Below are 26344 nucleotides of genomic sequence, written 5' to 3' on the forward strand. Positions count from 1 at the left end.
TTATGCATTTGCATATATCTCCTATAATTGCTGAAGTTATATTTTTTATAATATCATGGATAATAATTTCTATTCCAGTTTGGTTAGCTTCTAAGTTAATTTCAAGACACTCTTCATTTCCAAGAGCAATGCTTGCAGTATTAGCTGGGATAATAGTATTTGCAATTATAACAGCCATATTTTCAGCATTAGCAATAGGATTAGGAATACATTTACTATCTCCTCTCGGAATATTGTTTGGATTTATAGGAATATTAGGAGTATATAAAGCGGTTTTTGAGACTGGCTGGCTAGGAGCATTAGGAATAGCAATATTATCAATAATTATAGCAGTTATAATTGCATTTATACTAGGACTTATAGGAATAACGATAGTAAGTTTCCATGGTATAATACCATGAGGAAAGTTATTGACTCACTAACCTTTTACGGAATAAAACTCTATAGTTATGTAAAAGACTTAAAATTAGAATATGAAGATTTTATAATAGAGAAAATAATATTAAACCCACTTTATAAATACTCTTGCCAGTGTTGTGTTGATGGTTTTTATCAACAATATTTATGGAGTAAAGGGAGAGACTATGTAATAAGGCTAGGAATATATAATCCCAAATGTAGAGTACCACCGCAAATAGAGCTAGAAAGACAATATGATCACGAAATACACGGAATAGTGTTGAATCCTAAACACCATGGTTTTTCACTTTTAGATAAGAGATTAGAATTTGTATATATGTTCGCAGAAGACCATGAATTACCTCTTATCATTCATTCACCAGATGAATCGGAACTGAGAAAAATCCTAGAATTCGTAAGTACAAATATTATAATAGTTTCGAACACTGATATAAATATAAACTCTTCAAAGATATTTTACATTAGAGAAAAACCAACTAAAGAAAACGAAATTTATGGTAGTGGTAGTCCTTATACAAAAGATATAATAGAAAGCTTAAAAATAAATTCTAGTTTTTATAACCAAGAAACTTTTTACTTTTCAGCGAAAAAACTATTTAACAAGAATTAAAGGTAATTTATCAACTTTCACTCTACCTCTTACAGTCTCATCAGTAATTACATCAGTATATTCACCATCTATCTCGATATCATAATCTCTATTTAAAGTCTTAACAATAACTAGAACTTTATCTCCTCGCATGAAACCACATAATCCCTTGTGTAGCTTTAAAGGCTTATATTCGCTATTGATAAAGAAATCTTTCATACTTTTCCTTAGATTTAGAAGAACCTTAGTGACATAGGCCTTTATCTTACCATTATTAAACAACCCCTCCTCGTATCTCTTTGGAAGTTCAGAAAAAACTACTGGCCTTCTATTATCTGGGTCGGTTAATAGGTATCTAAAATTCTCTAAACCCTGATAAAAATCAGCAATACCTGGAGATGTTATTTTTAAAGCAACTAAAGAAAGAGATTTAACTTTACCCATCTTATCAATTTTACTTTCAAATTCAAGAAAACTTTCCATGAATTTCTCATTATTAAACATTTTATCAATTAGATAAGTCATCTTCTTTTCATACTCAGTATTTACATTTACCCAATCTGTATGAACTTTAGCCTCTCTTAAAGCCTTAATCATATGAGCCTTTAGCCTCTCCTTATATTCATTATTAAACCCATCAAAACTACCTACAATAGTCTGATAAAGTCTATATTCATCGTTTTTATCAATATTGGGGTTAAGAATATTATGCCATTCATTAACCTTCTTAGCCCATTCATCTGGTATCTCTGAGATAGCACTAATTCTCATCCTAACATCTTCACTAAACTTCGTATCATGAGTAGAAGTAGCATTAAACGATAAAGTACCGACTCTTTTTAGATTAAACTCATGAAACTTATCACAAGAAATTGAGTAATAATGTAAATCGCTACTAACCTCGTTTAAAGAAATTAGCCTATTATATATAAAGAGAACCGTATCTTCGTATGCTTTAGCGAAAACTGCAGGCATGTATTGTTGTAATTTCATAAAAGCAGTAACATTCTTCTTCATACTTTCATAAACTTTTTGACTACAGTTCCTTATTATCTCTTCATCTCGAAAATCATTCTCAGTTATATAAGTCCTATATACTTTTAAACACGAGAGAAATTCTTTAATCTCTTCATAATCCACGCCCAGCATCTTAGAAATTCTTTCAATATCATGCTTGAATAATGCATCAATTATCTTCTTTTTAGTTTCTTTCACGAGTTTATCTAAATCTATATTTAATATGTTCTTATATATCACCGTCATTTTATCTTCATTATCAGTAAAAAGAAGATTAGAATAATTTAGAAAATCATAACCCGTAGTACCATCAATAAAATCCCATCTTAACTTCTCATCTACAGATAAAATTTTTTCTATAAAAATATATTTATTTCCTATTTTATTCTTTAATCGCCTTAAATATTCCTCTGGTTTAAATAAACCGTCTATATGATCAATCCTATATCCGTCTACTTCAAAAGAAAGAATTTTCAAATGAGAATCTTCAAAAACCCACTCAAGCTCTTGTCTAACAGCAATTAATTCATTTACAGCAAAAAATCTCCTATAACTAGGATAATCCCTCCAATCAACAAGTTCATAATATTGAACCTTCAATAACTTCTCAATATCATTAAGATACTTCTTTCCCTCATCATTTATAGGAAAAAGATTTCCATAGTAATCTAAGTAAGGCTCATCATTAACATAAGTTATCTTAAAATTCCTATCTCCAAGAGTTGGAATCCTTATCTTTTCCTCTTCCTCATAGAAATCGAAATAATTATAATATCTACTATTCCTCCCCTTCTTTAATACATCCATTAATCTCCAATTAGTATGATGAACAGCCATATGATTTGGTACGATATCTTGTATAATTCCTAAACCTTTACTTTTAGCTTCATCAATTAATCTTATATACTCCTCTTCCCCACCGAGTTCATCGTTAATGGCACTATAATCTACAACGTCATATCCATGAGTACTTCCTGGCCTAGCCTTTAAGACTGGTGATAAATAAAGATGAGTAACTCCAAGTTCAACAAAATAATCAAGTTTATTTCTAATTTCGGAAAACTTCATCGGTTGAAGCCTATAGGTTGAAAGTAACATCATCAATATTCAATCCTCCTATATACCATTGCAGTCCTTCCCTCAATTTCTAATTCTTTACCACCATCAACAACCTTCTCATCATCACTAAGCTCTCTTAAATGTGAAGAAACAACTAAACTCCATTTACCATGAGGGAATTTAAACTTGATATTATTTGGTGAACCATTAAGGATAATTAAGAAAGAATCGTCAGCTATTCTTTCACCCCTATCATTCACCTCATCAATAACACTACCTTCTAAAATATACGCAATAAAATTGGTTGGCGATTTCCAGGTTTGTTCATCAGCTTCGCTTCCGTCTAGTTTTAGAAAAGTAACATCCTTTAATGGCATACCGTGTAATTTCTTACCTTGAAAGTATCTTTCTCTTCTAAATATTGGATGAGCTCTATAGAAATAAATCATACTCCTAACAAAATCATGAAACCTCTGTTTCCTTTCATCAAGATTCCAATTAAACCAGCTTATCTCATTATCTTGGCAAAAAGCATTATTATTACCTTTTTGTGTCCTACTTAGCTCATCTCCACCTAAAATCATTGGAACACCTTGACTTACAAAAAGAGTTATAATAAAATTCCTTTTTTGCTTCTCTCTGCATTGAATAACATTAGCATCATTAGTCTCTCCCTCAACTCCACAATTCCAACTATAATTCTCGTTCATACCATCTTGATTATTAAACCCATTAGGATCATTATGCTTTTGATTATAACTAACTAAATCCTCTAAAGTAAAACCATCATGAGAAGCTATATAATTTATACTAGCGAAAGGAGTCTTATTATTTCCAGCATATAAATCTGGAGAACCCATAAGCCTACTAGCCAACTCCTCATAGGGGATCGTCTCGCCTCTCCAAAATCTCCTTATAGTATCTCTATACTTACCGTTCCATTCGGCCCATAAATATGGAAAATTACCAACCTGATATCCCCCTGGACCAACATCCCAAGGTTCCGCTATTAACTTAACTTGAGAAAGAACGGGATCTTGCTGAATTGCAACAAAGAAAGTTGAAAGCATATTTACACTATATAATTGTCTAGCTAGGGCAGCAGCTAAATCAAACCTAAAACCGTCAACATGCATCTCTAAAACCCAATATCTAAGACTATCCAGAACCATTTGCAATACCCTCGGATGACTCAGATTTAAGGTGTTTCCAGTTCCAGTAAAGTCTAAATAATATCTCTTATTATCTGGAACTAACATGTAATAAGCCAAATTATCTATACCTCTGAATGAAAGAGTAGGACCTAAATGATTCCCTTCCGCAGTATGATTATAAACAACATCAATAATTACCTCGAAGCCAGCGTTATGCAACTCATTAACCATCTCCTTAAACTCATTAACTTGTTCACCCATACAGCCAGAAGAGGAATATCTACATTCAGGTGAAAAATAATTTATGGGATTATATCCCCAGTAATTCCTTAATCCCTTCTCTACTAGAAACCTATCATCAACAAACTGCTGTACTGGCATTAATTCAATTGTAGTTACCCCCAAATCTTTCAAATATTCGATCATCTGTTTAGAAGCAAAACCCCTATAAGTACCTCTAATATTTTCTGGCAAATCTTGTCTAAGCTTAGTAAAACCTTTAACATGAACTTCATAAATAATAGTATCCTTCAAGGGTATCTTCTTTTTCCTAAAAAAGTGATCATCATCCCACTCGAAATAGGGATTAATAACAACACCTTTAGGAATAAATTCGTCATCTGGCCTATCATCAAAGGATAAATCCTGGTTAGGATCGCCTATTTTATAACCGAAAACAGCATCATTCCAGTTTAATGTCCCATTTATAGCCTTAGCATAAGGATCTATTAGAACCTTATTGGGATTAAATCTTAAGCCTTGATCTGGCTTATAGGGCCCGAAAATTCTATATGCATAAAGTGTCCCAGCTCCTAATCCTGGGACAAATACATGCCAAATGTCACCAGACCTCTGCTTTACTTCGATAACCTCTTTAGGATATTTCTGATTAGCGGGGGAATAAATTAAAAGTTCAATTTTAGTCGCATTTTCAGAAAAGATAGAGAAGTTTATACCATCTTCATCTTCAACCCAATTAGCTCCAAGAGGATAAGGATCCCCTGGCCTTAATGGTCTATCCTTATGTGTAAAAACCATAATCTAGTATTCTAAGCTCAAGATAAAAACTTGTTTTTAAATACTATATTTATAGATACCAATGCCTTTCTTTACTCTAATCTCTTTACTACTTACAATGTTTTTAGGAAAATCAGAAGATGAGAATAACAACTCGCCACTATGCCTAGATGTCAACTCAGTGTCAGAAAAAGCAACCAGAAGGAAAATTTTCTCCAAACCTATTACCAACCATTTATCACCCTTATCAACTTTAATCCTCCTTGAACATTTATTACTAAACTCCTTTCTAATTTTGATAAGAGTTCTATAATATTCAAGAATCTCTTTATCAATATTCCAACTCAACTTACTCTTTAAAAACGCTTCATCAGACTGAGGATCAATTTCTTGCCCGTTTTCCCTTAATCTGCCTTCTCTAACACCCTTGATTAAATTAGGATCTGAAAAATCGGAAAAGAAAAGAAACGGATTTCTCTCATAATATTCCTCGCCCATAAAAATCATTGGTATGAAAGGAGAAAGGAGATATAATGCTGAAGCAATCATATAACTTTGTTTATCAACTAGAGTAGAAAGCCTATCACCATTACCCCTATTTCCTACTTGATCATGGTCTTGAATATAAACAACAAACTTACAAGCATTTAAGTTACCAACTGGGGCACCGTGAGTCTTCTTCCTAAAGTTAGAATACTTACCATCATATACAAATACATCTTTAAAAGCCTTGACTATATCATCTAAAGTCCCGAAATCAGAATAATAACTGTTTCTCTCCCCAGTTAAATATGCGTGAACCGAATGATGGAAATCATCAACCCATTGGGCATCTATCTTATAACCACATTTATCATCAATGATTTTAGGATCATTCAAATCACTTTCGGCAATAACAAACTTACCTAAAGAGTGAGAAAGCTCAGCAATATCTTGAAGAATATGTTTTGGAGAAAAATCATAAATAGCATGAACAGCATCCAAACGCAAACCGTCAATATGAAAGACCTCAAACCAATATCTAACATTATCTAAAATAAACTTTCTTACCTCGTCACTATATGCATCGTCAAAGTTAAAAGTCAAACCCCACGGCGTTTTATACTTTTGTGAAAAGTAAGGACCTAAAAACATCATATAATTACCTTCTGGACCAACATGATTGTAGACAACATCTAGAATTACTGCCAGACCTCTCTGATGGGCCTCATCAATAAATTTCATAAAGGCATAAGGACCGCCATAGGTATTTTGAACCGCATAAAGATAAACACCATCATAACCCCAATCCTTTTTACCTGGAAATTGATGAACTGGCATAATTTCAATTGCAGTAACACCCAAGTCAACCAAATAATCAAGCTTCTCAACAGCTGAATAAAAGGTGCCTTCTTGAGTAAAAGTACCTATATGAAGCTCATAGATTATTAAATCCTCTGGCTTTATCTTAACTTCCCTACTCTTCCATTCATATTTGAGAGAAACCAACTGTGATCTACCATGAACACCATCTGGCTGATATCTACTTGCTGGATCTGGAATTTCACCTTTATCGATTATAAAAGAGTACTTATCCCCCTCCTTAGCATTCACTGTAATTCTGAAGTAACCCTTTTCATCCTTCTCCATATCATACTTCTCCTCATTAAGTCTTAAAGTTACTTTCTCTTGATAAGGAGCCCATAAAATAAACTCAACCTCATTTTCACTTAGAAAACTAGGTCCGAACATAAAAGAAAGTATGAAACATAATATAAAACTCTATATATGAAAGAGGACCGAAAATCCACGCTGAAATGACTTGAGATAGTGTATGTGCTTTCATTTTATATCTAACATAAGAGATTAAAATTCCAAAAAGATATAGAAAAATAAAACTAAAACCTAATACAAAGACCAATAAGGATATACTGCCAACTGTGGTACTTACATGCACACTTATCTTAAATTTTAGAGTTACCACTAAGATTATTAGTGTATTTATTATATAAATTAAGAGAACATTAAACATAAAGTAATCATTAATTAAAAACAGTAAACCAATGACGTAAGAAATTAAGGCTAAAATCATTGGAATAATTCTTTCATTTCTTTTACTCACATAGATATCGCTAACAAAATTTAGCTCTTTCATTATAAGTACTATTAAGAAAGGTAATAGTGAGTAAAAAACAGTAACGACAAGTAAAGGGATGAGACCGAGATTAAGATAAAGAATAACAGAAAGAAATACTACAAAGGTAACAACAGAGGGGTGAAATATAGCAGATACCACATCACATTTCATATAAAAACGCCTCAACCAAACTAATAAAATATGGATAATTATATTCTTTTTTCATATTAACTATTTTGATCTTCTCTTCACCATAAGCTTTTTCTCTTTTTATAACAGAATACACTTGACCATTTACACTTATATCAATATCACTAAAATACCTAAGGCATTCTACAAGATACTCTATTGCTCCCTTACCTCTTTCCTTATCTTTTAATAAAATGACTCTTATTTTTTGTCTAGCTGAGTTATAAACACCAGTATCACCAGTAATAAGGATAACCTCTGGATAGTAAGACTTCAGTGTTAATGCCTCATTAATTAACCTAAGATCCGAACCACTGCTCTTTTCATTAGGAACCCATTTATGTATTCTTTTATAACTATCCATTCCAAGATTAGCTAAATATAATTTGACATCATTCTTTTGAGTAGTCTTTAACATATTATCTAACTCATAATAAGTTGAGGAAGAAGGCAATACTTTGCCCTTAGTTAACCATCCTACTCTATCACCCAAATTGATATAAACATTAGTATCAGCTAAGAATTTAGTATCCCTATCCATAGCCCATCTTTTAATCTCATCCTCTTGTTTAAACCTTAAAAAACCAGAACGTAAAAGGCAAGTTTCCATAGCATTTTTATCGTATAATGTTTCATCGATATCAACACCATTTTTACTTATAGTGATGCCGGTTGAAATATCACCCTTAACCTCAAGTTCAACCTTATCAGAAAGAAGTAAGTATAAATTTAATAGTGCCCTTAAACCGTCAATAGTTATCTTAGCCTCTTTATCTCCAGTAACAGTCTTTGGAGGATCAAAATTAATAATTTCGCCACTCCTTACATTATAAACTACTAAGTCATGAAAAGGCACATATCCAAAAACTCTATAACCTTCGCTCTCTTCTTTTAAATACACATACCTTATCTCCTGAGAATTAGAGTACACATATGTAGCCAACGCCATATATTTTCTCCCAGGAGTAATGTCAATAACATCCATTTTAATACTAGAAAGCTTATCCTTCCATTCCTTTATACCTTCTCCCATAACCTCTACAGAAACACTTGAATTTATTCCAAACAGTTTAAGAATATCGGATATTTTAGTGTAATCCCTCTCCGGTTTATCTTCTGAAAGAATTAATATTTTATATGGCTTTATACCAGTAAATACTTCAGTTAAAATGGCATTAGTTGTTGTAACAAGCTTATTAGATCCCAAAGTTCCAAGAATCATGTATATAACATATGAAGGGAGGTATAAATATAATGAAATTTCAGTATGCAGATGATGTTAAAGAACTTGCAAAAATTGTTAATGAAAAATTTGACTTAAAATTAAATTTAGAAAGAATTGCCTTTATAAGAAGTCAAGGGTCAAGAAGTAAAGCAATAGCGAGAACATTAATGCTTCCCTCACAATGGAGATTTATCTTATCGCCATCAATACTTTATATAGTGGAAGTAATCTCAGAAAAGTATGATAATTTGACTTGTGAAGAAAAAGTTTACGTTATTCTCCACGAATTGACACACATACCAAACTCAATGAAAGGAGGACTAAGAAACCATAATCACCCCCATTTCAGAAAAATAAAGAAACCACCCTATAAAGAACTTAAAGAAATATGCAAACATATTTAATTTCCCTTGAAGAAAAATAAAAACGATGGTAACGCTAGAAGAACTAAAAGCAGTCTTTAAGCCAAAATTAAAACCAATAATTTGGAGAGAAGATAGTTTAGATTTACTAGACCAATCAGCCTTGCCGTTTCAGACGACATACATTACAGTAAAAACACCAGAAGAAGTTGCAAAAGCAATAAAGCTAATGCAAGTGAGAGGAGCACCGGCAATAGGAATAACAGCAGGTTATGGTATGGTTTTAGCATTGATATCAACAAAACCAAATACATTAAATGAAGCAATAGAAGAACTAGTTAAAGCAAAACAAATAATGGATCATGCAAGACCAACAGCAGTAAACCTTTCTTGGGCCACCTCAAGAATGCTTAACTTTGCAAAAAAGAAAATCGAAGAAGGGGAAGTAAAAAACGTAAGCGAACTTATCCAATTAATGAAAGAAGAAGCAAACAGAATTTATGAAGAAGAACTTGAAGCAGAACTAAAAATAGGTATGTACGGATTAGAAAAAATTAGTGATGGGGATACGATATTAACCCAATGTAACGCTGGTGGATTAGCAACTGGAACAGGCTTAGGAACTGCACTAGCACCAATAAAATTAGCCCACTACCTAGGAATGAAAGTCTCAGTAATAGCACCAGAAACCAGACCTTGGCTACAAGGAAGTAGGCTAACAGTTTATGAGCTAATGGCAGAAGGAATACCAGTAACATTAATCACAGACACTGCAGTAGGATTAGTAATGTATAAAAACATGGTAAATAGTGTGATGGTTGGTGCAGATAGGATATTAAAAGATGGGCATGTATTCAATAAAATTGGAACATTTAAAGAGGCTGTAATTTCCCACGAGTTAGGAATACCATTTTATGCCTTAGCCCCTTCATCATCCTTCGATTTAAAAAGCAAAGTAGATGAAATAAAAATAGAAGAGAGAGACCCAAATGAGGTGAGAACAATTAGAGGAATTCCTATAGTCCCAGAAAACGTAAAAGTATACAACCCAGTATTTGACGTCACACCACCAAAGTATATAACAGCACTAATAACTGAAAAAGGAGTAATTTACCCACCATTCGAAAAGAACATACCAAAAATAATAGGTCTATAAAAATTTATTTTGCTCCCATCTCTATTCTTTTTATGGTAAAATTAATAGCAACACTTGGTACTTCACCTGGAGGAATTTTCGAAACATACACAAATCTCATTAACGGTACATATGAGAGTGAAAACCCGAGTAAAATTGAAATTCAGGATATTTATATAATCAGAACAAAAGACAAAGAGGTTGAGTTAGCATGGAAATTAGTTAAAGCACTCTTCATTTGTATGAAAGTACCGGCACAAATAGCTGATATACCCGTATCTATAAACGACATAACAAGTAAAGAGGATTATGAAATTTTTAAGAAAGAAATCTTTCAAAGAATAAGTAAAGGAGACTTCATTGACTTTACTGGAGGAAGAAAAGCAATGTCAGTAGCTGCGGCAATAGGGGCAGTAAAAAAAGAAGCCTATTTAGTCACTACAATAATACCGCAACAAGAATATAATAGAATACAACAACAGATTAAAGAATTAAAAGATAGAGAAAAAGAAATTAATGATGCGATATCCACGGGGTCTTGTGAAAATATAGGAGAAGAGTTGAAAAAACTAATAATACATGGAGCAAAAACAATTTTGTTAACTTAAAGCTACTGGAGCTACTTTTATAGAGATCTTATCCTTACCTCTTAAAATTTTCATCTCAATTTCCTCTAATCCTGTCTCATCTATGCTAGCAACCAAATCTAGTTGAGACTCAATCTTTTTGCCATTAACTTCAGTGATTATATCACCTCTCCTAATCCCAGCATCATATGCCGGACTATCCTCGTCAACAGCAACAACCAAAACACCAGCATCTGAGGATAAATTAAAATAAGTACTTATAGCCTTATTTAATTTAATGACTCTGATCCCCAAATAAGGTCTAACATATTTACCATTATTTCTTTCTACGTTCTTTAGAAAGCTAAGAACAAGCTTTGAAGGAATAGCAAACCCTATTCCTTGAGCATAAGGAATCATAGCAGTAACGACACCAACAACCTCGCCCTTAGTATTTATTAGAGGACCACCACTATTTCCTGGGTTAACTGCAGCGTCAGTTTGCAAAACGTAAAGAGGGTTGCCTAAAGGAGATTGTATAGTCCTATCAATACTACTTATTATTCCCAAGGTTACACTATCTAAACCTAAAGGACTACCAATAGCTAAAACACCTTCACCAACCTTAACCTTCTCAGAAAATTTCAAAGCCTTTAAATTAAGATTAGTATAAAGAAGAGCAAGATCATTAAAAGGATTTATAGCTATCACATCAGCCTCACTACTAAAACCGTCCTTGCTAACAACTACAATATTTCTTGAATTCTGAATAACGTGATAAGAAGTAATTACAAAACCATTACCAACACTAAACCCAGAACCTAATCCTTCAGCTACAGATGGCATTAAAAACTCATCAAGTGTTAATTGTTTAGTTAAAATAGTTACAACTGACTTAGACACGTCTTCAACGATTGAAGAATAATCCATAATTAAAACTCATCCATAAACTTAAAAATATACATTAGATCCCTTTATAACGACTTTTCTTGCTGAAAAATTTTCCTCAACCTTCTTAATAATGGAAATAACATCAATAGTTGGGTTATAAATCTCATACCTATTCTTTAAAAACTTAGTTGAAAAATAGGATAAAATCTCTAAACTAGGAGGAGAAATAACATTTCCGTCAATAAAAACTCTCTCTTTTAGAAAAGACACAACACCCCTATTAATAAAATAACCAACATACTTTAACAAATCGCAATTACCTACAATTAAAGGCCTAAACAGATCTTGTAAATACATGAGCAGAGTAATAAGACCAGCTTCCCCACAAGATAAGTTATAAACTAAGTTATTCACAACAACCCATTCATTTTTCTTAATAACCCTCAACTCCCTAACAGAAGTGTGATTAATAATAAATGAAAGTAAATCTAAGTCTTCACCGTAAAAAATTACTTTCCTCTTACCTAAAGAATTCGCAATCATAATTATCTTCTCAAAATTCTCTATTAAAAAATCTTGAGAAGAATAGGCAATAAAATTATTAAAAACAAAGTATTTAGGATAAAGATACAAAGTACCAATAACTTTTTTCATCTTTTCCAGAAGCTCTTCCTTTGGAATCACATCCCTGCAGATAATCTTACTTTTGCCCAAATCAACCTCAAACTCCCTAATCCTAACATTATACTTCTTTAAAAGATCCTCCACATTATATTTATATACATTTTCACTTTAAAATAATTCCTTCATTAAAGCCAGTTTTATATTAGAAAATTTTAAAATCACAAAATACTCAACTGAAGATATGTCCGAAGAAGCAGAGCTTATTATCCAATCAGCAAATGAACTCTCAAAACAGCTAGACTCTACAAGTGAAGAACAAGGAATATTCCCAAGAAAAAACCTTGAATTATTAGCGCAACAAGGATTCATGGGAATATTAATACCGAAACCTTACGGTTTAGAATTACCAGCAAAAACATTCGTAGATGTAGTAAAAACCATAGCAAAAGCCTCGCCATCAACAGCGTGGCTATATGCAACACACGTAGCTTCAACAATAGCATTACATGTATTTGCAAACCAGCAAGTTAAAGACAAATACATGAAAGACTTAATTGAAGGAAAATTACTAATCGGAGCTGCTGGAACGGAAAGTGTAGGAGGAGCAATAAACGCAGTATTAAATACTACAGCAGAATTAAAGGGAGATAAATACGTAATAAACGGTTCAAAAACATTCATAACTGGTGCTGGAGAACTGGACTTATACTTACTGATCTCAAAAATACAAGGGCAACAAAAACCCGGGGTATTCTTACTTGAGAAAAACCAAGTAAAGAGCGGACAAAAATTCACGTCATTAGGAATGAAAGGAATATCTTGGGGAGAATTGATAATTGAAAATGCAGAAGTACCAAAGGATTATATGATAATTGATGATGCAGTAAAATTCTTAGGAGTATTAGGAAGAATAGGAATGTTAGGAGTATCAGCAATAGCTTATGGTTTAGCAGAAGGAGCGTTTGAAGAAGCCTTGAATCATGTGAAAAACAGAAAACTCGGACAAAATACTCTAGCTTCATTTGAAGGGGTACAAATATACTTAGCAGAAATGGCAGCAAAAGTTGAAGCACTAAAACAAATGGTTTATCAGGCTGCAGAGCAGTCCACATCACTCCCAGCAGTATTAAAAGCAAGAATATTTAACACAGAAACAGCACTAGAAGTTATCGATAAAGCACTGAGAATAACAGGAGGACACGGATTTAGTAATGCATTAAAAATAGAAAAATATTATAGAGATGTTAGGGCAACAATGTTACACTTCCAAACATTAGAATTATCAAAGAAAGTATTAGGAGGGTTGCTGATAGCATAATGCCAATACGAGACGAAAAAACATATGCAAGAATGAGTTTAAACGACTTCTTAATTTCTTATGAAAGACTCAAAAAAGGAGATTTAAGGCTATCGGCATTTAGAGCCTATAAGGCAGAAAGAAGAATGTTACAATCACTAGCAATGAAACATGACTTACATAGAAAAGATACAAAATGTGCAGTACCGAAAAAAGAAATGCTAAAAGTTGCAAAAGAACTAGAGGAGAAATATAGTGGCATTTATCAAATGACACAAAAAGCCCTAAAACTCTTTGATCAATGGAAAAATGAAAACGTAGACGAAAAAGACATAAGAGAACTACTATTTTTACTTAACTACGATTGGATAAAAGAACATCTAGCAGATAAAGAATTAGATAAAATAAAAAATATTCAGAAAGAGTTAGGTAACGGCTAGCTCGCTTTTACCTTGTTGAGAAGTAATAGATTTTAAGAATCCCCTTACTTTTTCTTCTAAGATCTCATTATCACCTTGTAACACTCTTACAACTTCCATAGTATTAAACTCCAACTTATTCACAACTGAAGGAACTTCAAGCGAAGAAGAATTTGTAACTACAAAGCGATACTTAACCGAGTACTCTTTCTTATCATGCTCTACAGTAGAGACATAGCTCAAAAGCTTAACATCCTCATCTTCAGCCTTAACCTCATTATTATACAGTTTTACTAAACCAATATAGGCCTCATTATCTAGTATGAAGAACAAGCCAACAACAAAGCTCTTACCCTTAACCTCAATCCTCTTACCCCTCGGGTGAACATAAGATATATTAAACTCTTTTGATAGAGAGGAAAGAGAGTCCCTAATTAATCTCTCTAAGTTCTTTGAATCTTCCTCAACATTACTTAAACTATAGGAAGTCCTTATCCTCTCCTTTAAACAATTAATATTATCACCACACTCCTTACTAGCCTTTTCAACCTCACTCCTAATAAACTGTAAAATACTACTAACAGTATTTAGCTCTCTTCCCTTCCAGAGAGACAAGACGATAGGGAAAAATTCTTCAGACAAGGGTTTACAATATGCCTCAACTATCTCCTTAATATCTTCAGAAGTTAAGGAATCTAGAGAAATCCTACTTTCATCCAATCTCCTTCTAATTGCTAAATCAGTAATCCTACTATAACTATCAGTAGGAATAGCGATAAGGATAGAAACGTTCAGACCAGAATTTATCAACCTGTGAATCTTAGTAATATGAGTTTCCCTTACCTCATCAATTAGAAGAGCTATGTTATCAAATGACTTAAAATCTTCAATAAACTTTAACATACCATCAAAATCCCTATTATATTTTAAGCAGTATAAACGCAAAAGTTTGTCGTCATCAGAAATCATCTTTCCACATAGAGAATCAAGATGAGACCTAAATGAAACACCAAACAGTTTCTTGAGAAAGGAGTATCCATATTTCTTCTTATCTTTCTCTAGTAAAGGATAAATAACACTCCTAACCTTATCACCACTAACCTTACTCCAAAACTCATCTTCAATCTCACTCTTGCTAGCTAAATCTAAGTAGAAAGGAGTAGTAGAGAAGGAAAAGACTGTCTCCTCAACCTTCTTTAATATAGTAGTCTTACCCATACCCGGTTGACCAATAATTGAAGCGACCTCCTTATTTTTTACAGCATCTAACGCCTTGTTTAAATACTGCCTATAGGTAGGACCAACTAAAATAACTCCCCTAGATGACCAAGTTGTAACAGCCACTTTAGGAACATCACATATCATACTATCACCCCTTCTTCTTTATAATACCGTAGACAGAACCTTTCCTTACAAATCCCTCATCACCACCTGCAATTAACTCATAATTACTTTCCACATGAGACCTAAACTTAGAATAAAACTCCTCCTTAGACAAACCCAACTCAAGCCTAATATCACTTAACTTAGCATAACCTAAACTATCCTTAACTCTATCATAAGCATCATCAAAAGAAGAAACAGAAAGCTTTTGCCTTTCAATAATCATATCCTGAAGCCTCTTAATCTCCTCCTTCAACTTCCTAATCTCAGAAAGTATTAGTGATAGGCTATCCATGCTTGAAACCTCATAAGCCTTACCTCCACCAACATCATACTTCTTCACTAAACCCTCTCTCTCAAGTTCATTCAAAACTCTCTCTATTTCCTCTGGGTCAGCCTTAATTTTCCTCTTTATCTTAGAAAAAGCAACAGGTTTACCATCATAAAGTTCTTTAATAACCGAAATTACATCCTCCTTAGAAATCATATCTAGAAACTTAATTAAAACTCCTTAAATACCCTTCCCCTAATGAATAAAAATTTATAATGAGAAAAAGCTAATGAATGAGGATGAAATTTTGTCCAAGATGCGGAACTGCTAATCTTGACATAGCGAACTACTGCAAAAAATGTGGAACATATTTAAACAATATTTGTCCAAGATGCAGTTATCCTAACAAACCAGAAGCAAACTTCTGTGCAAAATGTGGTTATTCACTAAAGACCAGACAGCTTATTCCTGCAACGCAAACCATAGTCCAGCAACCTACTAGGAGAGTAACCACAATACAAAGCAGAAAAGAAGAAAAAAAGAAATTAATAATCATATCAGCAATAGCTATAGCCATAATACTTATACTCTTAATACCCTTATCAAATATCAAAGTTCATGATGAAGTGATAGGCGTACAACCACTAACAACGTACGAAATAGATAACATATTAGGCGGAAACTGGGTCACATTAGGACCAGAATATACTTCAGACGCAATGCAAATATCAAGCATAATGCACTTTCCACTATCACAAAATATAACAGCATATTATCAATTCTTTGGCTTCTCAGATTATAATCTAGTAATACTTTACATAAACTTCTCATCTAATAAATTAGCTAAGGCGTTTTACTTAAATTATACAGAGAAATACCACGGAGTGCAGACTACACTCAATACATACCCACTCACTATATTGCAATCAACAAATATAATAGCTGAAATAACAGAGTTCGGACCTTATATTATATACATAGAAGTTTACTCATTACATGGAGAGCCATTAAACTATACAACAATTCAAATAGAAAAACTAATTAACTATATGGAAATAACTTGATTTTTATAAAAATAATTGTATAAAAAATTACTTACTTAATACAATCTCTCTCCCATTCTTAATTTTAGAAATGGGTACCGATGAAAACATCTTAACTACATCCTCTAAGGACATTCCCTTGGTTTCTGGTATAAAGAAGTAAACAAACACTAACGCTACTAAATCAAGTATAAAGAATATAAACATAGAACCGCCTAATCCTACAGTAGATAACATTACTGGAAATATCTCAATTAAAGCAAAATTAGCTAACCAATCAATTAAAGCACCAATGGCTGCCATCCTACCCCTAATTCTAGTATCAAAATATTCAGCTTGAATCAACCAGCCAGTACCACCAACACCATAAGCAAAGAAAATTATAAAGCCAGCAAAGGAGATCAACAAACCAATATTAAAACCGAATAGCGTTGAAATACCACCTATCAAATCAAATATCGCCATACCAATATATGCCGAAATACCCAAAGTCCTTCTTCCAATCTTATCAATATACCTAAAAGCAATATATGTAGCTGCAACATTTATAACCGCTAAAATAGTAGACTCAAGAACACCATCAATAGCACTATAAACCGGATTGGTAGTTGAAGAGAAAATATGAAGTTTTGAAAGAAGTATTGGACCATAATAAAATGGTACATTAATCCCGGTAATTTGTTGGAAAACTAACCATAAACCAACAAGAAGCAAGGCTTTCTTAGCAGCAGTATCTAACTTAATGTTCATCTCACTTTGAATCTCCCTCCTAGTTCTCTCTAAAATATCATCAGAAACACTTATACCAAACTTTGCTAATTCCCTCTTAAGCTTATCAAATTGTCCAGTATAAATTAACCACCTTGGGGACTCTGGCATCATGAACCTAAATATTAAACCTATAAGAGCTGGAACAGCTGCTAAGCCTAAAATTAGCCTCCAATCAAAAACATAAGCTAGTGATGGTAGAAAATAAAGAATTGCAGAACCCACAAGATAAGAACCTAAAATACCAATAGTTATCATCCACTGTTGCATAATCGCTAGGGAACCTCTCTTATCTTTAGGAGCATATTCAGTTATATAAGCAGTAGCAACAGCAGAATCAGCACCAATAGCAATACCTATAACAGTCCTCATTACAAGTAACATAATACCATTAATAGTTAAAGCAGAAAGAACAGCTGCAGCAGTATAAATACCAGCGTCTAAAATCAGAAGAGATTTCCTACCATATCTATCGGTATAAAAATAAGCAATAATAGCACCAATTGCAGCACCTAGAGAAGCACTAGCAATCTCATAACCTAACAGAAAACCAGAATAGTGATAAGGAGCAAACTCCGCTGCAGTACCAATTACTGCAGTATCATAACCAAACAGAAAACCACCAATAGCCGCTAAAATAGTTATAATCCAGTAAAGTCTGGTTACCTTTCTAGAATCTAAAACTTTTAACAAATCTTCATAAGACGACATTAGAAAATATTTTTATTTATATATTTTAAATTTTACTCTAATTGATTAGTGAGTAGATACTCCATTTAAATAATATTGTTTTACTTATACATTCCAAATAAAGTATAAAATTAACTATATTGAAATAAATAAAAAATATGTTTATAAATTATCTATTTCTTTAATAATATTTTTATCGTAAATTTGATTTTATATATTCCTTATATAATATTAATCAAAAATCACTATGCTATTGGATTAATCTGACTAGTCTTTCAATATCATTTTTTAGAATTAGAACATTTTCCTTAGTTAATCTTCCTTCATGAAATCCCTCAACATGCAATATCCAAGCTGAAATCCATAACGTTCTTATATCGGGATAAATTTTTTCAAGTTCATCAATAGAATCGAAATAAAGCTTTGAGTTCCAGTGACCTATTTGATTTACTTTAAGAATAGTTTTTGTAGAATTTTTATAGGAGAGGATTTTTATTGCCTCTTCAGCAGCCTTATAATACTTCTCACAAGCTTGAACAACATCACCCTTAAAAAGCAACTCATCAGCCTCTTTCAATAATCTTTCTATTGAATCTTTCGTTAGCAACTTGAACTAATTTAACTATATTTTCCCTATATTTCTTTACTTGTTGAGGATCAAGACTTACCGTTACCAGCGCTACAGCTGATCCCCAACTTTCAACTATCCATTTACCAAGTATTAATGATAACTCAAAGACTGCCTTATTGATTATTTCAGTATTCCAATTTTTATTTAAAACCTCGTCAATTATGTTTTTTTCAAGAATAATACTAGAGAGGATTTTTATTGCCTCTTCAGCAGCCTTATAATACTTCTCACAAGCTTGAACAACATCACCCTTAAAAAGCAACTCATCAGCCTCCTCCAAATAGACATCAGCAGAAGTTTTCAAAATCTGCATTAATATATATTAGTCCTACCTCGAATAAATAAATTACCATATACCCTTCGAAAAGAGTTTATTTTGTGATAATAACCCTAAGGTTACTATATTAGTTAATAGAGATATAGAGCAATGTAAAATACTCCATTGAGTTTTCATGAATTCTCTAATATAGTGGTAAATAGCATTACTATAATTTTTTTATGAGTTCACTTTACATTGCTTGTTTTGTAAAATGACTACCACAAAAAGGAAACACTTTTTATGTTTCGCAATTCATTAGTTGTATGAAAGGCTATTATTTACATCCTGACATAAGGGAAAATCTAGTAGCCTTTACTTCAGATGACGACGTTTGGTTAATGACATTAGAGGATATGAAACCAATAAGGGTAACTAGCGGACAAGGAGTCGCAATAAGACCAAAAATAAGCCCGGATGGAAAGAAAATCGCATACACTATTATTTGGTTAAGGAAAGGTAAAGGTGGTGGAGACATATTTATAACGGGAAACGGTGAAACTAAAAGAATTACATTTTTCGGCAGTATGAATACTAGAGTTTTAGGCTGGTTGTCAGATGACGAAATACTCGTCTTAACTGATTTCCATACGCCCTTCCCACAATGGAGTGAGGCATATAAAATAAACATAAATGACGGAACAATGGAAAAGATACCCTTCGGCCCTATTTCTAACATTGCAATTTCTGGGGACATTATAGTTATAGCCAGAGGCTATCAGGACTTACCATTCTGGAAGGGTTATAAGGGTGGAACTAAAGGTGAGTTTTTGATATCTTACGATAAAGGAAACACGTTTAATAAATTCCTCAGTCTGGACGGAATAGTAAGCTGGCCTATGATAATTAAGGACAGAGTCTACTTCCTTTCAGATCATGAAGGAGTTTCAAACCTTTACTCCGTTAATCTGGAGGGCAAGGATTTAACAAAACATACAAACTTTACTGAATATTATTGCAGAAATGCAAGCAGTGATGGAAAAAGGATCGTGTTTCAAAACGGTGGGGATATCTATTTATATGACCCAGAAAAACAAGAATTAAAACTCCTTGATATTGACCTCCCTACAGACAGAAAGAAAAAGCAAGGAAAGTTCGTTGAAGCCCTAGATTACACTACTGAAGCTATCGCAAACGATAAGTACCTTAGTTTAATAAGCAGAGGGAAAGTGTTTTTAATGAGACACTGGGATGGTCCGGCAGTACAACTTGGAGAAAAACAAGGAGTGAGATATAAACAAATACAGTTACTCCCTAATGGTGATACAGTAGTTTTAGATACAAATGATGGCAAACTCACTTTTCTCAGCAAAGATGGTTCAATTAAGAAATTAAATGTAGACCTTGGAAGAATTGAAAGAATCAAAGTATCCCCAGACGGAAAGAAGATACTTATTTCAAACAATAGACTAGAACTCTGGCTTTACGAGGTTGATACTACAAACCTAAGACTAATTGACAAGAGCGAATACGATGTAATATCTCAGATGGACTGGTATCCTGACAGTGAATGGTTTGCCTATACTTTTCCAGAAAGTTATAGTACTCAGTCTATTAAGTTAGCTCATATCTCTGGAAAAGTAATAAGAATAACGAGCCCTTACGGTTATGATTTTTCTCCCTCTTTCGATCCTGACGGAAGATACCTGTATTTCTTATCAGCAAGACATCTAGACCCAACTAACGATAAGGTGATATTTAATATGAGTTTCCAAAGAGTCATAAAGCCTTACCTAGTAGTCCTCTCTAATATTTATTCACCGTTTAATCAATCTTTAGAAGAAACTACAAGTGATAAAAAAGTCGAGATCGAGGGTATTGAAGACAGAGTAATTCCCTTCCCTGTTGATGAGGATTATTATATTAGGATTGAAGGAGCAAAGAACAATAAAATATTTCTCTTTTCACTTCCTATTAAAGGATATAGGTATCCTGGCGAAACATTAGGCAAACTAGAAGTTTTTGACCTTGATAGCAAAACTAAAGAACTATATGCAGATAATGTAAAGAGTTTTTCATTAACCATAGATAAAGGGAAAATTCTGATACTATTTAAAGACTCCATAAGACTCTTGGACGTAAACACTAAACCAGATCTAAACGCCACAGGCAAGAAAGGAGGAATAGTTGATCTCTCAAGAATTAAAGTATATGTTGATCCAGAAAGAGAGTGGAAACAAATGTTCAGAGAAGCGTGGAAGCTTATGCAACAAAACTATTGGAAGCCAGATGGACTTAAGGACTGGGAATCACTACTTTTAAAGTATGAGAAGTTAATTGATAGGATAAGCACTCGTTACGAACTCTCAGACTTAATACAGGAAATGCAAGGTGAGACAAAAACCTCTCATTCTTATGAGATGCCATACGACTATGATACTGCAGAACCTTTACCAATAGGCGGATTAGGAGCCGATTTTGAATATGATAAAGAAAATAAATGCTATAAGATTGCTAAGATTTACGTAGGTGACCCAACAAATGAAAATGAGAGAAGTCCTCTTAGAGATCCAGGAGTTCAGCTTAACGTTGGAGATTGCATAAAGGCTGTTGACGGTGAAGAAGTGAAATATAATATTCTCTCCTACCTAATTAATAAGGATCAAGTCGTACTAGATGTTATTACGAAGGATGGAAAGACTAAACGCGTTACTGTGAAATTATTAAAAGATGAGAAGTTCTTAGTTTATAGATATTGGGTTGAGAAGAATAGACAATATGTTCATGAGAAAAGTAAGGGAAAGTTAGGATATGTTCATATCCCTGATATGATGTATCAAGGTTTCGCAGAGTTCTATAGACTCTTCCTCTCCGAATTCCATAGAGAAGGATTAATAGTAGACGTTAGGTTTAACAGAGGCGGGTTCATCTCCGGTTTAATTTTGGAGAAGCTCCTTCTCAAAAGAATGGGCTATGTAGTGAGGAGAAACGGAAAAGAACTACCGCATCCTTTCTTCTCTTCTCCTGGAGTTATCGTAGCAATAACTAATCAATATGCAGGCTCTGACGGCGATATATTCTCCTATTTATTCAAAAAGTACAAGTTGGGAATATTGATAGGAAGAAGGACTTGGGGTGGAGTTATAGGAATTAACGTAAGAGATAGATTGGCTGATAACTCTGCAGTATCTCAACCAGAGTTTGCAGTACATTTTCACGACATAGGATTAAAAATAGAGAACTATGGTGTAGATCCGGATATTGAAGTTGATATTAAACCAGAAGATTATGCTAATGGAAGGGATCCGCAACTTGATACTGCAATTGAGCTAGCATTAAAACAACTTGAAGAAAAAAGCTAGAAAATTTATAGTATAAAAACTAATTTTATCATGAAACTAATTTCTGGATATGATATCCCAATGATTTTCACTATTATATAGCCGCTAACCTATACAACTATATTATGAAAAAATTTTTTACTATGCTATACATATCTTTTAAATATAAAAATGCACACATTAACCAAAGTCGGGATAATAGTATTAGTAATAGGAATAATAATAGCTGGAATAGGATTATATTCTACATTTACCGTTACAGGAGCCTTAGCAAGTGTAATAGAATTAAAAAATGCACAAGCAATAACATTGAACCCTAGCTCTTCCTATAACATATCTTATTCAGTAACTAAAACACCAGCAATAGTAATGCTTGCATTAAACTCATCAAAACCAATATCTGTCACAGTTCCAACTACATTCACTCGGCTATCACAAAACAACGAAATAGTATACGAAATGGTACTAACAACGCCACAAACTGGAACAATAACCCTTTATAATAATTACACAGTACCAATAACAGTAGAATATCAACTTGGGCAAGCAACACCATCTCTACTATCAGCATTAGTATTGCCAGGAGGCTTTTTAGCAATAATAGGAATAATTTTGGCAATAATCGGGGTAATAATGGGAAGAAGAAAAAGTTAAGGTATTATCTTTATATTATGTGGTCAGCATAAAGAATGGAATATTACAAAAGCAACTCTTAATAAGCAATACTTGCCAGGATTTAGTAAACTAACTAAACATAGAAATTACTTAAAATCGGTCTATGATAAATTTTCTTCTAAGTAACTAACATATGTCATTCTATACACCAATTAGGTCTTAGGTATCTATCTAATTCTTATTAAAATGAACCTACTTTTTTATGTAAAACAATTTAACCGATTATTTTTCCTTCTTTATTTTCAAGAAATCAGCTAGGACTATATTGTATAATATGTCCAATTGATTATCCCATTCGTCTTCAAACCACTTCTTAATGTTATCCAAAATAATCTTAATTACAATTACTAGATCATATAATACCTCGTCCTTATTCTTATATTTTGAGAAATCTGGATCAAAACCGTTATACTGATAATCATGAAGAAGTAAAGCTACATTCGTTATGCTCCCTACTTCAGAATAGCCTAATTTTACCAAATCAATTGAAATACTCTTTAATGAATGCGTTGGTGCATTATAACCCTTCTTAACATACCATTCGTTATCAGCAGCCAGTTTATCTAGATTTTTAGTAACTAATGCTGATAATAGAGCCTTAACTGCACTAAACACCTTTCCAGCCGCATTTCTACTTCTCCCGGCTAACCACATATTTATAGCAACATCTAAATCATCAAGCGTCTCTATAATTCTAGCCCTAACATAAGCCTTTCTATCAATTTTCGGCGAAGCTAATTTCTCCTCCATATTTACCAATTATCCTTAGTACCTTAAATACATTAGTTCAAGAGTATGATAATTTCATTATTAAAGATAATGAACGTAACAGCCTAATTACATCTTAACATAACACACTTTTTAATACTTTATAAAGATAGTTTATGGGTTAATTTTTCATCAAAAGTAACGTAGAACTTACTTTTAAATTAGTACTTAATTTCGTTTAACAGAAATTACTCAGTTCAACATTTTTAAAAATTTTAAGGATTCTGACAAGGCACTATATTTACAAGGGCAAGTTAACTGTGAAAATATAAGCTAAAACATAATAAAGCATTAGAAGAAGTAACATAGACATCAAAGAAAATAAATCCAACATATTACATGATATTTCATACATAACAATAAAATGATTAGTACACCCTATATCACTTCAATAATATTCTCCCTTGTCTTATCTCCCTCTTTAATGGATCTAGTACAAGACCAAATATTTCTAGTGTAACTACTCCTAGTAAGTTTTCATCTTCACTTTCTCCCAATATCACTGGAGAATGTCTCTCTCCATAAGGTGGAAGTTCATTATCACTTCAGAAAGTCCTCTCTCAATAGTAGACCCATCTGCAAGTACTAAAGTTACGCGTGATATCTCTTTTAGTCCTAACTTCTCCCATATATCCTTTCTCAACACTGTATAGGATGCACTAGAATCGATAAGAAACCTAACTTTTTCACTATCCCCTTTCTCATTCTTTACTATACCGTCAATGTAAATTAGTCCCATAAGTAAAAGTTAAAGCAAAGCCTTAAGTATTTAGAGTTAAACTAATATTCTCACCTTTATTAACGGCATAATTCTTATTTTTAAAACACTAAGAATGTACTCTTCTATATCTTGAGAAAAAATACGTGACTTATTTAGAGAGTTGTTCAAGCTCTATTTGAGACGCCTTTGGTCCTAATATTCCAACATCTAATGTTACTATCAATGCCATTACAAATACTACAGCGTACATAAATGCCGGGCCTTTAGAGTAGAGTAATAAAGGTAATATAGAAAGCCAAATATAGTTTCCAAGTCTGCTAAGAGAATACTGAACACCGTCAGCAAAGGACCTTATTCTAGTTGGGTATAATTCCGCCCCGTATTGATGGAAAGCATTTGAAAATATGTTAGACAGAAATCCAAATAAGAATCCTGTAGTTACAACTTCTAATGCGGTAGTTGAAAATCCAAATGCTAAACCAACAATACCCATGAGTAACATTACAATACTTACTTGCCATTTCCTATCAAATTTCTGACTATCAATTATGAAAATAGATGCAAGAGAGCTGATAAAGTAAGAAGTGTAAATTAGCATTGAGTACTCTAAGGTATGAACTAAGCTAAAACCTTTAGCATAGAGAACTGAAGGAGCCAAAGAGGCAAATCCGTAATATACTCCAGTTTGCAAAAACTCAAATATCCATAACATTATTGTCCTCTTCCTATATAGTGGTGAAAATAACTCTGATATTTTTACTTTTTGTGAAGTAACTACCTCTACTTGTAAAGGCTCACTTAAGTGCCCCTTTTCTCTTATTGCTACTTCTTCCATCATATTTACTATTTTCTCAGCCTCATCTATTCTCCCTTTAGTCTCCAGCCATCTTGGAGATTCTGGAATTAAGAACCTAAAAGGTATAATCGTAAGTATTCCCAATCCTCCTATTATATACAACCACTGCCAGCCTTGAAGGATATAAGAATGAGGAATCAATAGATAAGCTAAAATAGCCACAACTATTGGTGCCGTCCAAGAAGCGGTGTAACCAATAGCCAATGCCCTACCTCTAATCCTAGAAGGGAAAAACTCCGTTATCATAACATCTAAAACTATCAATGCTTCTGGCCCAACACCTAATCCAGTTATAAACCTTAGCAAACCTAATAAGTATATATTTGGAGAAAATGGAGTCAATAAGAGTCCTACCGAGGCTATGAACATGTTAAGTATTAGTGCTGTTCGTCTTCCCATAACATCTCCTATATAAGTAAATATTATAGCACCGACAAATGCACCTAAAAAGAAGATTGCTATGGTATAATAAATTGCTTCAGCTGAGGGAATTTTATAAAAAGAAGATATTGGTTGTACTACAAATCCTCCAACAAATAGATCGTAAAGTTCAAAAAATTCTCCTAAGCTTAGGAGTGCTAATAACTTAGTATGAAAAGAAGTCCAGGGCAATCTTTCAATCCTTCCAGCAATGGTCATGAAGAAAGGTAATTTGTTTTGACTATTTAAAAATTATTGACCAGATAAGTTTTAAAATCGAACTTTCTTTTATTAATAAGAATTTTCAAATTTTAACATATTAAATTAAAATAAAACCATTTTGGAGGCTTTAAAATTAGTCAGAATATCTCTTTATTATGATTTTCTTAAAATTTTCAACTATATCAAACGTTAAATTGAAATAAGTTTTAAACGATAGTT

Annotated in this window: 24 protein-coding genes and 1 pseudogene; 10 read left to right on the forward strand and 15 right to left on the reverse strand. The window is 32.9% G+C overall.

Annotated elements, in window-relative coordinates; genetic code table 11:
• The first annotated feature begins 2 nt into the window (after positions 1-2).
• A complete protein-coding gene (locus tag D1869_RS06635) occupies positions 3-401 on the forward strand; it encodes a hypothetical protein (protein WP_010978925.1) in 399 nt (132 codons plus the stop codon).
• Positions 398-1030 (forward strand): amidohydrolase family protein, encoded by a 633-nt coding sequence (locus D1869_RS06640; RefSeq protein WP_156014446.1) that lies wholly within the window; start codon positions 398-400, stop codon positions 1028-1030. The genes D1869_RS06635 and D1869_RS06640 overlap by 4 nt, the downstream gene beginning before the upstream one ends.
• Here the strand turns inward: D1869_RS06640 and D1869_RS06645 are convergent.
• The 5 genes from D1869_RS06645 to D1869_RS06665 are packed head-to-tail and all read right to left on the reverse strand — an operon-like array spanning position 1013 to position 8783.
• Entirely contained in the window at positions 1013-3127 is a 2115-nt protein-coding gene (locus D1869_RS06645) for a malto-oligosyltrehalose synthase (RefSeq protein WP_231113770.1), read from the reverse strand. The genes D1869_RS06640 and D1869_RS06645 overlap by 18 nt on opposite strands.
• Positions 3127-5277: a glycogen debranching protein GlgX gene (gene glgX / locus D1869_RS06650; RefSeq protein WP_156014447.1), complete on the reverse strand. Its 2151-nt coding sequence runs from the start codon at positions 5275-5277 to the stop codon at positions 3127-3129. Before glgX ends, D1869_RS06645 begins: the two co-directional genes overlap by 1 nt.
• 36 nt (positions 5278-5313) lie before the next feature.
• Positions 5314-6987: a malto-oligosyltrehalose trehalohydrolase gene (gene treZ, locus D1869_RS06655; RefSeq protein ID WP_156014448.1), complete on the reverse strand. Its 1674-nt coding sequence runs from the start codon at positions 6985-6987 to the stop codon at positions 5314-5316.
• The gene (locus D1869_RS06660; protein WP_156014449.1) at positions 6974-7543 is read right to left on the reverse strand and encodes a hypothetical protein; all 570 of its coding nucleotides are present in this window, start codon (positions 7541-7543) and stop codon (positions 6974-6976) included. Before D1869_RS06660 ends, treZ begins: the two co-directional genes overlap by 14 nt.
• Positions 7533-8783 carry a PIN domain-containing protein gene (locus tag D1869_RS06665; RefSeq protein WP_156014450.1) on the reverse strand — a complete coding sequence of 417 codons (1251 nt, stop codon included), beginning with the start codon at positions 8781-8783 and terminating at the stop codon, positions 7533-7535. Before D1869_RS06665 ends, D1869_RS06660 begins: the two co-directional genes overlap by 11 nt.
• A gap of 32 nt (positions 8784-8815) precedes the next feature.
• Between D1869_RS06665 and D1869_RS06670 the strand changes: the two genes are divergently transcribed.
• Genes D1869_RS06670 through crn1 form a run of 3 tightly spaced genes read left to right on the forward strand, consistent with a single transcriptional unit; the run spans position 8816 to position 10891 of the window.
• The gene (locus D1869_RS06670) at positions 8816-9190 is read left to right on the forward strand and encodes a putative metallopeptidase (RefSeq protein WP_231113771.1); all 375 of its coding nucleotides are present in this window, start codon (positions 8816-8818) and stop codon (positions 9188-9190) included.
• A gap of 25 nt (positions 9191-9215) precedes the next feature.
• Positions 9216-10304 (forward strand): S-methyl-5-thioribose-1-phosphate isomerase, encoded by a 1089-nt coding sequence (locus tag D1869_RS06675; protein WP_156014452.1) that lies wholly within the window; start codon positions 9216-9218, stop codon positions 10302-10304.
• A 32-nt stretch (positions 10305-10336) separates the two neighbouring features.
• On the forward strand, positions 10337-10891 hold the full coding sequence (gene crn1, locus D1869_RS06680; protein WP_156014453.1) for a CRISPR-associated ring nuclease Crn1: 555 nt from the start codon (positions 10337-10339) through the stop codon (positions 10889-10891).
• Here crn1 and D1869_RS06685 read toward each other — a convergent pair.
• On the reverse strand, positions 10883-11779 hold the full coding sequence (locus D1869_RS06685; protein WP_156014454.1) for a S1C family serine protease: 897 nt from the start codon (positions 11777-11779) through the stop codon (positions 10883-10885). The two genes, crn1 and D1869_RS06685, sit on opposite strands and share 9 nt — an antisense overlap.
• A 21-nt stretch (positions 11780-11800) precedes the next feature.
• A complete protein-coding gene (locus tag D1869_RS06690; RefSeq protein ID WP_156014455.1) occupies positions 11801-12508 on the reverse strand; it encodes a hypothetical protein in 708 nt (235 codons plus the stop codon).
• A 97-nt stretch (positions 12509-12605) separates the two neighbouring features.
• On the opposite strand from D1869_RS06690, the gene D1869_RS06695 reads away from it, so the two are divergent.
• Together D1869_RS06695 and D1869_RS06700 are read left to right on the forward strand one after the other, a co-directional pair.
• Positions 12606-13682: an acyl-CoA dehydrogenase family protein gene (locus D1869_RS06695; protein WP_156014456.1), complete on the forward strand. Its 1077-nt coding sequence runs from the start codon at positions 12606-12608 to the stop codon at positions 13680-13682.
• Positions 13682-14101, forward strand: coding sequence for a PaREP1 family protein (locus tag D1869_RS06700; RefSeq protein WP_156014457.1), 420 nt, complete (start codon positions 13682-13684; stop codon positions 14099-14101). Before D1869_RS06695 ends, D1869_RS06700 begins: the two co-directional genes overlap by 1 nt.
• Here D1869_RS06700 and D1869_RS06705 read toward each other — a convergent pair.
• Entirely contained in the window at positions 14087-15445 is a 1359-nt protein-coding gene (locus D1869_RS06705) for an ATP-binding protein (protein ID WP_156014458.1), read from the reverse strand. The genes D1869_RS06700 and D1869_RS06705 overlap by 15 nt on opposite strands.
• Positions 15446-15449: 4 nt before the next feature.
• Entirely contained in the window at positions 15450-15950 is a 501-nt protein-coding gene (locus D1869_RS06710; protein ID WP_010978908.1) for a hypothetical protein, read from the reverse strand.
• An 83-nt stretch (positions 15951-16033) separates the two neighbouring features.
• Here D1869_RS06710 and D1869_RS06715 point away from each other — a divergent pair, with 83 nt between their 5' ends.
• Positions 16034-16798, forward strand: coding sequence for a zinc ribbon domain-containing protein (locus D1869_RS06715; protein ID WP_184650934.1), 765 nt, complete (start codon positions 16034-16036; stop codon positions 16796-16798).
• 27 nt (positions 16799-16825) lie between these two features.
• Here D1869_RS06715 and D1869_RS06720 read toward each other — a convergent pair whose 3' ends face one another.
• The 3 genes from D1869_RS06720 to D1869_RS06730 all read right to left on the reverse strand — a co-directional run bounded on the left by D1869_RS06720 (position 16826) and on the right by D1869_RS06730 (position 19179).
• A complete protein-coding gene (locus D1869_RS06720) occupies positions 16826-18256 on the reverse strand; it encodes a sugar porter family MFS transporter (protein WP_156014460.1) in 1431 nt (476 codons plus the stop codon).
• Between the two features lie 229 nt (positions 18257-18485).
• Complete coding sequence (locus tag D1869_RS06725; protein WP_156015929.1) at positions 18486-18812, reverse strand: PaREP1 family protein; 327 nt, start codon at positions 18810-18812, stop codon at positions 18486-18488.
• The gene (locus tag D1869_RS06730; RefSeq protein ID WP_156014461.1) at positions 18799-19179 is read right to left on the reverse strand and encodes a PaREP1 family protein; all 381 of its coding nucleotides are present in this window, start codon (positions 19177-19179) and stop codon (positions 18799-18801) included. The genes D1869_RS06725 and D1869_RS06730 overlap by 14 nt, the downstream gene beginning before the upstream one ends.
• Positions 19180-19448: 269 nt before the next feature.
• Here D1869_RS06730 and D1869_RS06735 point away from each other — a divergent pair, with 269 nt between their 5' ends.
• A complete protein-coding gene (locus D1869_RS06735) occupies positions 19449-22484 on the forward strand; it encodes a S41 family peptidase (RefSeq protein WP_156014462.1) in 3036 nt (1011 codons plus the stop codon).
• 150 nt (positions 22485-22634) lie between these two features.
• A complete protein-coding gene (locus D1869_RS06740; protein ID WP_156014463.1) occupies positions 22635-23117 on the forward strand; it encodes a hypothetical protein in 483 nt (160 codons plus the stop codon).
• A 243-nt stretch (positions 23118-23360) separates the two neighbouring features.
• On the opposite strand, the gene D1869_RS06745 is transcribed toward D1869_RS06740, so the two are convergent.
• The 3 genes and pseudogenes from D1869_RS06745 to D1869_RS06755 all read right to left on the reverse strand — a co-directional run bounded on the left by D1869_RS06745 (position 23361) and on the right by D1869_RS06755 (position 26122).
• The gene (locus D1869_RS06745; protein WP_156014464.1) at positions 23361-23888 is read right to left on the reverse strand and encodes a PaREP1 family protein; all 528 of its coding nucleotides are present in this window, start codon (positions 23886-23888) and stop codon (positions 23361-23363) included.
• Positions 23889-24289: 401 nt separating this feature from the next.
• Positions 24290-24645: pseudogene (locus D1869_RS06750) on the reverse strand (aspartyl protease family protein).
• A 130-nt stretch (positions 24646-24775) separates the two neighbouring features.
• Positions 24776-26122: an MFS transporter gene (locus tag D1869_RS06755; RefSeq protein ID WP_156014465.1), complete on the reverse strand. Its 1347-nt coding sequence runs from the start codon at positions 26120-26122 to the stop codon at positions 24776-24778.
• Positions 26123-26344 lie beyond the last annotated feature (222 nt).

Origin of the sequence: Sulfurisphaera ohwakuensis (assembly GCF_009729055.1) — an archaeon.
In the GTDB taxonomy this organism is placed as follows: Archaea; Thermoproteota; Thermoprotei_A; order Sulfolobales; family Sulfolobaceae; genus Sulfurisphaera; species Sulfurisphaera ohwakuensis.

Bases quoted from the DNA above. Each gene is read 5' to 3' on its own strand.
- D1869_RS06715 (WP_184650934.1), top strand. From the start codon at position 16,034: ATGAAATTTTGTCCAAGATGCGGAACTGCTAATCTTGACATAGCGAAC.
- crn1 (WP_156014453.1), top strand. From the start codon at position 10,337: ATGGTAAAATTAATAGCAACACTTGGTACTTCACCTGGAGGAATTTTC.
- D1869_RS06670 (WP_231113771.1), top strand. From the start codon at position 8,816: ATGAAATTTCAGTATGCAGATGATGTTAAAGAACTTGCAAAAATTGTT.
- glgX (WP_156014447.1), bottom strand. From the start codon at position 5,277: ATGGTTTTTACACATAAGGATAGACCATTAAGGCCAGGGGATCCTTAT.
- D1869_RS06685 (WP_156014454.1), bottom strand. From the start codon at position 11,779: ATGGATTATTCTTCAATCGTTGAAGACGTGTCTAAGTCAGTTGTAACT.
- D1869_RS06635 (WP_010978925.1), top strand. From the start codon at position 3: ATGCATTTGCATATATCTCCTATAATTGCTGAAGTTATATTTTTTATA.
- D1869_RS06720 (WP_156014460.1), bottom strand. From the start codon at position 18,256: ATGTCGTCTTATGAAGATTTGTTAAAAGTTTTAGATTCTAGAAAGGTA.
- D1869_RS06695 (WP_156014456.1), top strand. From the start codon at position 12,606: ATGTCCGAAGAAGCAGAGCTTATTATCCAATCAGCAAATGAACTCTCA.
- D1869_RS06735 (WP_156014462.1), top strand. From the start codon at position 19,449: ATGAAAGGCTATTATTTACATCCTGACATAAGGGAAAATCTAGTAGCC.
- D1869_RS06755 (WP_156014465.1), bottom strand. From the start codon at position 26,122: ATGACCATTGCTGGAAGGATTGAAAGATTGCCCTGGACTTCTTTTCAT.
- D1869_RS06745 (WP_156014464.1), bottom strand. From the start codon at position 23,888: ATGGAGGAGAAATTAGCTTCGCCGAAAATTGATAGAAAGGCTTATGTT.
- D1869_RS06640 (WP_156014446.1), top strand. From the start codon at position 398: ATGAGGAAAGTTATTGACTCACTAACCTTTTACGGAATAAAACTCTAT.
- treZ (WP_156014448.1), bottom strand. From the start codon at position 6,987: ATGTTCGGACCTAGTTTTCTAAGTGAAAATGAGGTTGAGTTTATTTTA.
- D1869_RS06710 (WP_010978908.1), bottom strand. From the start codon at position 15,950: ATGATTTCTAAGGAGGATGTAATTTCGGTTATTAAAGAACTTTATGAT.
- D1869_RS06665 (WP_156014450.1), bottom strand. From the start codon at position 8,783: ATGATTCTTGGAACTTTGGGATCTAATAAGCTTGTTACAACAACTAAT.
- D1869_RS06675 (WP_156014452.1), top strand. From the start codon at position 9,216: ATGGTAACGCTAGAAGAACTAAAAGCAGTCTTTAAGCCAAAATTAAAA.
- D1869_RS06705 (WP_156014458.1), bottom strand. From the start codon at position 15,445: ATGATATGTGATGTTCCTAAAGTGGCTGTTACAACTTGGTCATCTAGG.
- D1869_RS06645 (WP_231113770.1), bottom strand. From the start codon at position 3,127: ATGATGTTACTTTCAACCTATAGGCTTCAACCGATGAAGTTTTCCGAA.
- D1869_RS06700 (WP_156014457.1), top strand. From the start codon at position 13,682: ATGCCAATACGAGACGAAAAAACATATGCAAGAATGAGTTTAAACGAC.
- D1869_RS06660 (WP_156014449.1), bottom strand. From the start codon at position 7,543: ATGAAATGTGATGTGGTATCTGCTATATTTCACCCCTCTGTTGTTACC.
- D1869_RS06740 (WP_156014463.1), top strand. From the start codon at position 22,635: ATGCACACATTAACCAAAGTCGGGATAATAGTATTAGTAATAGGAATA.
- D1869_RS06730 (WP_156014461.1), bottom strand. From the start codon at position 19,179: ATGCAGATTTTGAAAACTTCTGCTGATGTCTATTTGGAGGAGGCTGAT.